This window comes from Desulfobotulus sp. (genome assembly GCF_034006065.1).
In the GTDB taxonomy this organism is placed as follows: Bacteria; Desulfobacterota; Desulfobacteria; order Desulfobacterales; family ASO4-4; genus Desulfobotulus.
Genome location: NZ_JAVETM010000073.1, coordinates 1 through 8,236 on the forward strand (window position 1 = coordinate 1; position 8,236 = coordinate 8,236).

Below are 8,236 nucleotides of genomic sequence, written 5' to 3' on the forward strand. Positions count from 1 at the left end.
AGGAGGCCCGGAAGGCGGTGCAGATCATGAAGGGGGAAGTGAGCTGGCTGGAGCCTCGGGAGCTGATGCGGGAATTCGCCCAGCTGGCGGGTGTCCGGGAGGCCATTGATGCCACGGATGCCGGAGCGGGCAAGATCTGCATCACCACACCGGAAGCCCAGGCGCTGTACGACAACCGCCACAAGGCGGTCGAACAGACCTTGTCTATAGCAGCAAAGTCGCAGGATGCGGAGACGCTCTCCCTCAATCGCTGGGGTGTGCAGGAAGACCCGGAGATTGCGGCCCTGAGGGCACAAGGCTGGTAATTCATAACCTTAAAGGAGGATGTTGTGGAAATCGCAGAAACCAAATTCATACGGGAAGCACTGGCACTGGCATCGCTGCTGAAGGCCACACCCGGCGCGTCCGTTGGCGAAATCATTGGCGATACGGGTACGGGCAAGACCATGGCGGCCCGCGCCATCATGTCCCGCCATGCTGCCATGCGGGTGTGCGCCTATGAGGGGATGAGCCGGTACGCCCTTCTGGGCGGGGTGGCTGCTGCCGCCGGGATTGAGGGGCCTTCTACCCGGTGGATGGGGATGCTGGCGGAATGGGGCCTCTCCCAGGCGGAACGTCCGCTTCTGATTCTCGATGAAGCGAACAAGCTGCGGTGGCAGGCGCTGGAGACCCTGCGGTATCTGGCCGATGAGTGCGGCTTTGCCGTGCTGCTGGTGGGAACAGAAATCTATGAGCGTCAGTTCATGAACGCCAAGACCCGGCCCCTGCTGTTGCAGCTTGGCCGCAGGATCGGAGCGAAACGGGCACGCATGGGACACCTCGACCGTTCAGAAACCTTCCTTTACGTGCTCCAGCCCCGCTTTGGCGATGTGGACCGGGAGACGGCCACCAAGTTCTGGCAGGGCTGCCGCAAGGGGAACTGGGGCGAGGCGGTGGAGCTGGCCGAAGAGTGTGTGCGCATCTGCCGCTCCAACAACGTGGCCGTGCTGACCATGCCGGTGCTTGAGGCGGCCCTGACCTGGACGGCCAACCGCAGAGAGGCGGGGGCGGCCTGATGCTTACCCTGAATGAAATCTGTGCGGTGCTGGGCTGCTCCAAACCTGCGGCATCCCTGCTCAAAAACGGAAAGTACGACAGAAACGGGGATCTGGTGAAGCGGTATCAGGCCCTGATGTCGGCCATGGATAAGGGGCGCTCTGCTCCGCTGGATCAGGTCTGTATCGAATGCCCCCGGCAGGACTGTAAAGGCTGCCGGGTGGCGGAACTCCGGGCATAGGTGCCCTCACCCCCTAACCTTTTCATCACCCGGAACGGAAACGGTTCGACTGTTCGTCAAGCTCACAGCTCACCGTGAACGGTGCGAAGGAGATCAGACATGAAAAAAGATACGAAAAAAGACACAAAGAAAGAGATCCCCCAGCGCAGGCGCACCCTGCTGCACATCGCCCACAAGGCCGCGACCCAGCTTGGGTGGGATGAGGACACGCGGCGGGATATTCAGAAGACCCACACGGGACATGCGTCCTGCCGGGACATGAGCGACACCGAGCTGGCTGAGTGGTGCTGGATGCTGAAGGACATGGGGGCGGATATCTATGTTCCGAACCCTGCTCCCCGCGGGGGTCGGGATCTGACGAAGCCCACCACCCTGCAACTGGCGCAGATTGAGCGACTGGCCTTTGAGCGCGGATGGAAAGACGGTCTGGACGACGGGAGGCTGCGGGGCTTTGTGAAGCACACGGCGGGTGTGGAGGATGTGCGCTTTGCCAGCAGGAAGCAGGCAACGAACATCATAAACGGGATGCGGCGGTGGAAGCGGCAGGCGGAGTCCGCAGCGTGAGGGCTTCGGGGCCGGGCAGGCACGGGGGCCTGCCCCTACATGGCTCTCATTATTTGAGATTTAAAAGAGGAACTTTTTGACCAGTACAGGGAGGCGGGAAGGTGGTGCGTATGGCTGTGGCGGGGCTGGGTCTGGTGCAGGTCTGTTTGCTGGCATGGATGCTGGCACTGGCCCTGCCTGCCCTGCCCCATAAAGAAAGCCCCCAGGTGACGGGAACCACCGGGGGGCAAACAACAGTAAAAAGCGAAGGAAGAATAGCGATGATGACGGAGAAAGGCAAGGAAGAAAAAGGAGAAAAAGGGGTAGGAGAAAAAGGGGTCAGACCCCTTTTAGACCAGAGGAGCATGGACGTGGCCCGCATCTGGGAGCGGATGCTGGGGATGGACGGCGTAAACACGCGGAAGGAGAGGCAGTTATGCACACGGTAAAGCAGCGCGAAGCACCGGGTTTTTCCGGTCTGGATCTTTTGTCCGACCTGTATGAGGTCTGTGGTCAGGCTTTAGAAGCGGCCCGGCCTTCTTTTAAAACCCCTAAGGTCTCTAAGGACTTTAACGACCTTAATGAGGGCAGCCTTTTGCAGCAGGCGCGGGAGTCCTGAACATGGATATCTTTAATGAAACGGAGGTCTTTGATGGGGTCAAAATGACATCAAAACAAATTGCAGGGGAATTTGAGGGAAGAAGCCTGAGAGCAGAAACCATCATTCACATTGGATCAATGCTGGCAGGTGAATGGCCAGAGAGTGCCAAAGATGCATTCAGTTATGATTGGGATGACGTTTTCCTTGACCTTGGCCTGAAGAATGAAGCGGAAGTTGGACTGGAATGGAACGAGTACGAAGAAATTTCCCAATTTCTTTGGGACAATGGGAAATCCGGCTTCCTCGTCCAGTTTGCCACGCCAATCCCGGAAAATTTTACAGCCCGCGGCCATAGCGGGAGCTGGGGGTATTACACCACGAAATGGATCTATGCGGAGACCTACGAAGATGCCTGTGCCGCCGCCATGAAATGGCAGGATGAATACATTGAAAAAAAGAGGAAACAGCAGCATGGGGAAAAATAAACAGCGACGGGTCTCTGCATACGCACAGGGCAGGGCCGACCGAAAGAACGGAATCCCTGTCAGATGGGAAAAGCACCCTTTTCTCATGGAGTACAGACGGGGGTATTTTTCAAGGCAAGTTCATAGGAGGCAGAAATGAAGGCAGCAATGGCGCAACCCCAGGCAGATTTAACACCGATAACAGAAGACGCAGCGACACCCCACGGCCCCATATCCGGAGAGCTTCATGCCCTGGGTCTGGAGGTTAAAAGCCTGACGGAGCGTGTGGGAAACAAAGATCTGCGGAAGATTATTGGCATTGGCAACAACCTTTTTGCTTTGGCGGAACGGGTGGCAGCTCTGGAGCAGATGCCGCTGGAAACCCTTTGAAATAAAAAGGCCGGAGGTGCGGCGCATTGCCGCACCCGCCGGGTGGCAGCCCGGCGAATCCGACCAAAACACCAACCCTGATTTATCAGAAGGAGCAAACAATGGAAACTGACCAGATGAAAAAGAAACTTAAATTTATTGTAACCGTGACCGGGGCAGCGGGCGACGAAGACTGCACAATAAATATGAAATTTGATCCACCCATAAAAACTGACGGAGCGGTATGGGATGAAAATTCAGGGGTGGCCATAATGGCGGCACTTATTATTCAAGCGGTGGAAGGGGCGAGAGATGAAGACTGAACACATGAAGAGAAAAAAAAGTCGAAACAGAATCTTGTGTATGTAGCCGCAGACCCTGCGTCTGGCGAGGCTTTTGCCGTATGTTCTGCGAGCCCGGAGCATCTGGCGGATCTTGCAGAAACCCTGAGCAAATGGTCAGCGATCCAGGCCCGCGTTGAATTGGTGACAACGCGGGAGGCCAGGCAGCGACTGCTGGCCGCGCCTCCCAGGGAAGTACAACTGAGCCTGTTTTGAAAGGAGTTCAATCATGCTGGAAATGGTCAGAACCAAGCCGCAGGAAGGCTATATGGAAAACGCAGCCGGGCATCTGGTGCCCGTCGCACAGGTGCGGGAGCATGATCTGCTGCGGGATGAGGTGGCAAGGAACCTTGCTGCCGAGGCTGTGGATATTCACCGTCGTCTTCAGGCCTTCAAATACAAGGCCCTGAAGGACGTAGCTGATCTGGTGGCCATTGCTGCGGAGCGTTATGAGGTGCAGATCGGCGGCAAGAAGGGGAATGTGTCTATCACCTCTTACAATGGCCAGTACAAAATACAGCGAACCTACGCGGAGCGCATCGTGTTCACCGAAGAAATCGAGGCCGCCAAGGAACTTGTAAATGCCTGCATCCTGCGATGGAGCGAGGGAGCAAATGCTAATATCTGCGCTTTGGTGGACAGGGCGTTCCGGACGGACAGCAAGGGGCAGATACGGACATCGGCCATTTTAGAGCTGTTGCGGCTCAATATTGAGGACGATGAGTGGAGACGGGCCATGCAGGCCCTGACGGACTCCATCCAGACGGCCGGAACCGCCGTGTATGTGCGGGTGTATGAGCGTGTGGGAGATACGGATCAGTACCGGGCCATCCCTCTGGATCTGGCGGTGGTGGATGCGAGACCCGGCGAGGTGGAGGCATGAGTGAAGACATTCAGTATCCGGAAGAGATCCGGGAAAGTACCATGGCGAGGCTTACGGCCCAGATGCTGGTGGAGATGGACAGGCGGGCGGCGGGCGGCGGGGGCCTCGGTCGCCGGGCTGTGGACGAAGAAGGGTTTAAGGCCGCCCTGGTGGTGAGCCTGAAGGCCCTGCCCCATGAGCGCTGGGACAGGGTGAAGGTTTCGGGAAAGGTCTATGTGATGGCTCAACTGTGGCGATTCCGGGGGCCTCTGGAGCCGGTTGTGGACTATTGTATGCGGGTGATGTCGGTGGGGCGGTAAAAAGCGAAACACCCCCTGAGTGGGGTGTCCGTCGGGCGCGGTGGCCCGGCGCTGATGAGCAGCCAAAGAGGAGGAAGGCATGAAAAATGAAGACTGGAAACGGGTGGAACAGGCCCTGAGTGCTCCCTATGGCAGCGCTACGCTGATGTGCGACGGGTATGAGCTGACCCTGTTTGTGTTTCATACAAAGATGCGGCTTGAGATTGCCTGGTACGTCAATGGTAAGTTCAGGGCAGAGTGGCTGATGGAGGACACGGACATCCGGCGGCGGTTTGCAAGGCAAAGCGAACGTCGTATTCATAAAGGAAAACATACTGCCAAAGATAAAGCACTGATGAAAAGGATTGGCATGGATCTGGACGCTAAAATACAGGTTTATTCATGGGGCTGGAAAAGCCCCGGTGCCCTCATCCGGCACCTGAAAAAAACCTGTCAGGCTGTTGTCCTGCTGGAAATCAACCACTACCCCCTGGAGGATGCCGATGCCCAAGTGTCTGAGTGATGTGGTGGAGACCAGTGTCATGGAATCGCAGCATGTTTTGTCCGGAATGACACCGGATATGCGGGAATCCCAGGGGGTATGGCCGAAGCTTCTGGCGGAACTTGTGGATGTGCTGGCGGACCACCTGGAGGTGGACCGGCAGATGGTATCGGAGGAGGCCATGGCGCAGGCCCAGGATATCATTGTGGTCATTGCGCATCATCTGGGGGGGCGGAGCATCTATCTGCCCAAGGACGACAGACTGCGGCGCGCCATCCGGGATGCTGCCATCTACCGCGCCTTTGACGGTTCCAACCATCTGGAGCTTGCCCGTCGTGTGGGGCTGACCACGGCACAGATTTACAACATTATCAGCGTGCAGCGGAGGCTGCGGCAGGATCGGGGGCAGGTGTCTCTGCCGGGGTTTTGAAACGGGCAGGCACGGGGCCTGCCCCTGCAAAAAGCTTAAGGTCTTTAAAGTCTTTAATGACCTTAGGGTCTTTAAAAAAAGAAGAAAAAATACTTCAGGGCGGTCCGCAAGGGCCGCCCTTTTCCTTTCATAAATACTTGAAACCCCCTGTTGTTTCCCAGGGTGAAAAAACAGGACTGTGGAGACATGTCAAAAAGGGGTCAGACCCCTTAAAAAAAGACACACCCTTTAAGGGGTCTGACCCCTTTTTGGGAAAGAAGCTGGGAGGGGTGTATGAAAGGGATACGGTATCTGGTGGTGCATTGCTCGGACACGCCGAACGACCGGGAGGTGACGGCGGCAGAGATTAACAGCTGGCACAGGAAAAGGGGCTGGGACGGTATCGGGTATCACGCGGTGATCCGCAGGGATGGCACCGTGGAGGCAGGGAGACCCCCCTACTGGGTGGGTGCCCATGTGCAGAGCTTTAATGGTGTCTCTCTCGGGGTCTGCCTTGTGGGGCGGGACCATTTTACGGAGGCCCAGATGGAAGCCCTGGAGGGTGTGCTGCGCGAATGGCAGGCACTCTGCCCTGAGGCCGTGGTTGTGGGGCACAGGGATCTGGATTCCCGCAAGACCTGCCCCAATTTCGACGCGGCCCTGTGGTGGGCGGGCCGGAGGCGGGTATGAAGGGATCGGGCCAGGTGGCAACCTGGAAGCGGCTGGTACAGAACGTGGCTCCCGGTATAGCGGCCAGTCTGACCGGGCCTGCGGGCGGGGTGGCGGTGCGGTATCTCTGCGAAAAATTTCTGGGAGATGCCAACGCAACGGAGCAGGATCTGGCGGCTGCCATTGAGTCGGCCACACCGGAGCGGCTCATGGAGCTGAAGCGCATGGAGCAGGATTTTCAGATCCGCATGACAGCTCTGGGGCTGGATCAGGAGCGTTTGTACGTATCGGACAAGCAGAATGCCCGGCAGATTCTTAAGCTGACGATCTGGCCCCAGGTGCTGCTGAGCGGCGTGTTTGTGCTGGGGTATTTCATTATGCTGGCGCTGTTGGTTGTAAACAGCGATGCGGATTTCGGGGATCGCGTATTTGGCATTCTGAATACGGTGATCGGCGTCCTTACGGCATCCATTCCGATGATCCTGCAATTCTGGTTTGGCTCATCCCTGGGATCGAAAGAAAAGGATACCCAGAGGAGGTGACGATGGAATGGGACTGGGCAGCACTGAAATTTCTTCTGGATCTGGGCACGGCTACCGGTGTGGTGGGTGTCGGGGTTTATAGCTGGTGGGTGGGGCGGAACCATGCCACCCGCTCTGCCATTGACAGCGTGGGGGAGCGGGTTTCCTGCGTGGAGGACCGGGTGTCCTGCGTTGAGCGGGACATGCGGCACCTGCCGACGGCTGCCCACATCGCGGATCTGCACGACCGCATTGCCACGCTGGGCGGAGACCTGCGGGAGATTAAAGGCGCGTTACAGGGCCTTGCACGGGCCGTGGATCTGATCAATGAGCATCTGATCAATCAGGGGAGGCGGAATGGGGTATGAGCGGTTGATTACGGAGGACAGGCGTCTGGTGCTGCTGCGGCTGCTGGAGGCCTCGGAGGGCTACACGGCCAACGCCTATCTGCTGACTGCGGCCCTGCCCGATTTCGGGCATACGGTGAGCCACGACCGGGTATGTACGGAGCTTGGCTGGCTGGCGGAACAGGGCCTTGCGACGGTGTCCCATCCAGGCGGTGTGGCCGTGGCCACGCTGACAACACGGGGAGCGGATGTGGCTGGAGGCCGTGCGCGTGTTGCCGGTGTGAAGCGCCCGCTTCCGGGGGTGTGACATGGCCCGCAGGAGCAGCATTAAAGGTCTGGATAAACGTATCCGTGAGGCTGTGGACAGGCTGGTGCGGGAGGACAGGGCCACCATCGACCAGATTGTGGCGCACCTGGACGGCATGATGGGTGGGGATGCGCCCTCCCGGTCTGCCGTGGGCCGCTATGTGAAATCCACGCGGACGCAGATGGAGCGTTACCGGGAGGCCCAGGAGCTGGCCAAGGTCTGGGTGGGCAAGCTGGAGGAGGAGCCGTCCGGGGATGTGGGACGGCTTTTAAGCGAAATGCTGCGCACAGTGGCCTTTCAGCAGCTTGCAGGGGCCGGGGATGAGGGGGCTGCGGTGAGCACCAAGGAGGTGGCCATGCTGGCGGGAGCCATGCGGGACCTGAATGCAGCGGACAAGCTCTCTGTGGAGCGCATTGCCGCCATCCGCAAGCAGGTACTGGCCGAGGCTGCCAAGGGGGTTCGGGAGACGGCGAAGGCTGCCGGTGTGAGCGGGGAGACCATTGATGCCATCATGGAGCGCATGAGCCGGGGTGGGGTATGAGATCCTTTCTTCCGTATCAGGCGGAGCTGATCCGTGAGGTTCGGGCCAGCGCCGTCACTGTGGTGGAAAAGAGCCGTCGTACGGGGTACTCCTGGGCGGCGGGTGCCCTTGCCGTGGGGTATGCGGCCAAGACCAAAACCGAGGGCGGCATGAACGTATTTTACATGGGTTACAATCTGGAGATG

18 protein-coding genes, 1 other RNA gene and 1 pseudogene are annotated in these 8,236 nt (G+C 58.5%); all 20 read left to right on the forward strand.

Annotated features, from left to right (window positions below; genetic code table 11):
• The coding region (locus RBR60_RS15485) for a hypothetical protein (RefSeq protein WP_320358443.1) at window positions 1-305 on the forward strand (305 nt) is incomplete at its 5' end.
• A 24-nt stretch (window positions 306-329) separates the two neighbouring features.
• Window positions 330-1,055, forward strand: coding sequence for an ATP-binding protein (locus RBR60_RS15490; protein ID WP_320358445.1), 726 nt, complete (start codon window positions 330-332; stop codon window positions 1,053-1,055).
• Window positions 1,055-1,276: a hypothetical protein gene (locus RBR60_RS15495; RefSeq protein ID WP_320358448.1), complete on the forward strand. Its 222-nt coding sequence runs from the start codon at window positions 1,055-1,057 to the stop codon at window positions 1,274-1,276. Before RBR60_RS15490 ends, RBR60_RS15495 begins: the two co-directional genes overlap by 1 nt.
• Window positions 1,277-1,375: 99 nt before the next feature.
• Window positions 1,376-1,840 carry a regulatory protein GemA gene (locus RBR60_RS15500; RefSeq protein ID WP_320358450.1) on the forward strand — a complete coding sequence of 155 codons (465 nt, stop codon included), beginning with the start codon at window positions 1,376-1,378 and terminating at the stop codon, window positions 1,838-1,840.
• 101 nt (window positions 1,841-1,941) lie between these two features.
• Window positions 1,942-2,268, forward strand: coding sequence for a hypothetical protein (locus RBR60_RS15505; protein ID WP_320358452.1), 327 nt, complete (start codon window positions 1,942-1,944; stop codon window positions 2,266-2,268).
• A complete protein-coding gene (locus RBR60_RS15510; RefSeq protein WP_320358453.1) occupies window positions 2,256-2,438 on the forward strand; it encodes a hypothetical protein in 183 nt (60 codons plus the stop codon). Before RBR60_RS15505 ends, RBR60_RS15510 begins: the two co-directional genes overlap by 13 nt.
• 2 nt (window positions 2,439-2,440) lie before the next feature.
• Complete coding sequence (locus RBR60_RS15515) at window positions 2,441-2,905, forward strand: hypothetical protein (protein WP_320358455.1); 465 nt, start codon at window positions 2,441-2,443, stop codon at window positions 2,903-2,905.
• Between the two features lie 135 nt (window positions 2,906-3,040).
• Complete coding sequence (locus RBR60_RS15520) at window positions 3,041-3,274, forward strand: hypothetical protein (protein WP_320358457.1); 234 nt, start codon at window positions 3,041-3,043, stop codon at window positions 3,272-3,274.
• Window positions 3,275-3,375: 101 nt separating this feature from the next.
• Window positions 3,376-3,576: a hypothetical protein gene (locus RBR60_RS15525; protein WP_320358459.1), complete on the forward strand. Its 201-nt coding sequence runs from the start codon at window positions 3,376-3,378 to the stop codon at window positions 3,574-3,576.
• 247 nt (window positions 3,577-3,823) lie between these two features.
• A complete protein-coding gene (locus tag RBR60_RS15530; protein WP_320358461.1) occupies window positions 3,824-4,477 on the forward strand; it encodes a DUF3164 family protein in 654 nt (217 codons plus the stop codon).
• On the forward strand, window positions 4,474-4,776 hold the full coding sequence (locus RBR60_RS15535) for a hypothetical protein (RefSeq protein WP_320358463.1): 303 nt from the start codon (window positions 4,474-4,476) through the stop codon (window positions 4,774-4,776). The genes RBR60_RS15530 and RBR60_RS15535 overlap by 4 nt, the downstream gene beginning before the upstream one ends.
• Window position 4,777: 1 nt before the next feature.
• Window positions 4,778-4,844, forward strand: an RNA gene (locus tag RBR60_RS15540) — hammerhead ribozyme type II.
• Between the two features lie 11 nt (window positions 4,845-4,855).
• Window positions 4,856-5,278, forward strand: coding sequence for a hypothetical protein (locus RBR60_RS15545; RefSeq protein ID WP_320358465.1), 423 nt, complete (start codon window positions 4,856-4,858; stop codon window positions 5,276-5,278).
• On the forward strand, window positions 5,259-5,687 hold the full coding sequence (locus RBR60_RS15550; protein WP_320358467.1) for a Mor transcription activator family protein: 429 nt from the start codon (window positions 5,259-5,261) through the stop codon (window positions 5,685-5,687). Before RBR60_RS15545 ends, RBR60_RS15550 begins: the two co-directional genes overlap by 20 nt.
• A gap of 273 nt (window positions 5,688-5,960) precedes the next feature.
• Complete coding sequence (locus RBR60_RS15555) at window positions 5,961-6,356, forward strand: N-acetylmuramoyl-L-alanine amidase (RefSeq protein WP_320358469.1); 396 nt, start codon at window positions 5,961-5,963, stop codon at window positions 6,354-6,356.
• Window positions 6,353-6,877, forward strand: coding sequence for a hypothetical protein (locus tag RBR60_RS15560; RefSeq protein ID WP_320358471.1), 525 nt, complete (start codon window positions 6,353-6,355; stop codon window positions 6,875-6,877). The genes RBR60_RS15555 and RBR60_RS15560 overlap by 4 nt, the downstream gene beginning before the upstream one ends.
• 2 nt (window positions 6,878-6,879) lie before the next feature.
• Window positions 6,880-7,224 carry a DUF2730 family protein gene (locus RBR60_RS15565; RefSeq protein WP_320358474.1) on the forward strand — a complete coding sequence of 115 codons (345 nt, stop codon included), beginning with the start codon at window positions 6,880-6,882 and terminating at the stop codon, window positions 7,222-7,224.
• Entirely contained in the window at window positions 7,214-7,510 is a 297-nt protein-coding gene (locus tag RBR60_RS15570; protein ID WP_320358476.1) for a hypothetical protein, read from the forward strand. Before RBR60_RS15565 ends, RBR60_RS15570 begins: the two co-directional genes overlap by 11 nt.
• A 1-nt stretch (window position 7,511) precedes the next feature.
• Window positions 7,512-8,051: a phage protein Gp27 family protein gene (locus RBR60_RS15575; RefSeq protein ID WP_320358478.1), complete on the forward strand. Its 540-nt coding sequence runs from the start codon at window positions 7,512-7,514 to the stop codon at window positions 8,049-8,051.
• Window positions 8,048-8,236, forward strand: a pseudogene (locus RBR60_RS15580) (hypothetical protein); the annotation flags it as partial. The gene RBR60_RS15575 and the pseudogene RBR60_RS15580, both read left to right, overlap by 4 nt.

Excerpts from the sequence above, each read along its gene's own strand:
- RBR60_RS15495 (WP_320358448.1), top strand. The coding sequence starts at position 1,055 with ATGCTTACCCTGAATGAAATCTGTGCGGTGCTGGGCTGCTCCAAACCT.
- RBR60_RS15500 (WP_320358450.1), top strand. The coding sequence starts at position 1,376 with ATGAAAAAAGATACGAAAAAAGACACAAAGAAAGAGATCCCCCAGCGC.
- RBR60_RS15510 (WP_320358453.1), top strand. The coding sequence starts at position 2,256 with ATGCACACGGTAAAGCAGCGCGAAGCACCGGGTTTTTCCGGTCTGGAT.
- RBR60_RS15515 (WP_320358455.1), top strand. The coding sequence starts at position 2,441 with ATGGATATCTTTAATGAAACGGAGGTCTTTGATGGGGTCAAAATGACA.
- RBR60_RS15520 (WP_320358457.1), top strand. The coding sequence starts at position 3,041 with ATGAAGGCAGCAATGGCGCAACCCCAGGCAGATTTAACACCGATAACA.
- RBR60_RS15525 (WP_320358459.1), top strand. The coding sequence starts at position 3,376 with ATGGAAACTGACCAGATGAAAAAGAAACTTAAATTTATTGTAACCGTG.
- RBR60_RS15530 (WP_320358461.1), top strand. The coding sequence starts at position 3,824 with ATGCTGGAAATGGTCAGAACCAAGCCGCAGGAAGGCTATATGGAAAAC.
- RBR60_RS15535 (WP_320358463.1), top strand. The coding sequence starts at position 4,474 with ATGAGTGAAGACATTCAGTATCCGGAAGAGATCCGGGAAAGTACCATG.
- RBR60_RS15545 (WP_320358465.1), top strand. The coding sequence starts at position 4,856 with ATGAAAAATGAAGACTGGAAACGGGTGGAACAGGCCCTGAGTGCTCCC.
- RBR60_RS15550 (WP_320358467.1), top strand. The coding sequence starts at position 5,259 with ATGCCCAAGTGTCTGAGTGATGTGGTGGAGACCAGTGTCATGGAATCG.
- RBR60_RS15555 (WP_320358469.1), top strand. The coding sequence starts at position 5,961 with ATGAAAGGGATACGGTATCTGGTGGTGCATTGCTCGGACACGCCGAAC.
- RBR60_RS15560 (WP_320358471.1), top strand. The coding sequence starts at position 6,353 with ATGAAGGGATCGGGCCAGGTGGCAACCTGGAAGCGGCTGGTACAGAAC.
- RBR60_RS15565 (WP_320358474.1), top strand. The coding sequence starts at position 6,880 with ATGGAATGGGACTGGGCAGCACTGAAATTTCTTCTGGATCTGGGCACG.
- RBR60_RS15570 (WP_320358476.1), top strand. The coding sequence starts at position 7,214 with ATGGGGTATGAGCGGTTGATTACGGAGGACAGGCGTCTGGTGCTGCTG.
- RBR60_RS15575 (WP_320358478.1), top strand. The coding sequence starts at position 7,512 with ATGGCCCGCAGGAGCAGCATTAAAGGTCTGGATAAACGTATCCGTGAG.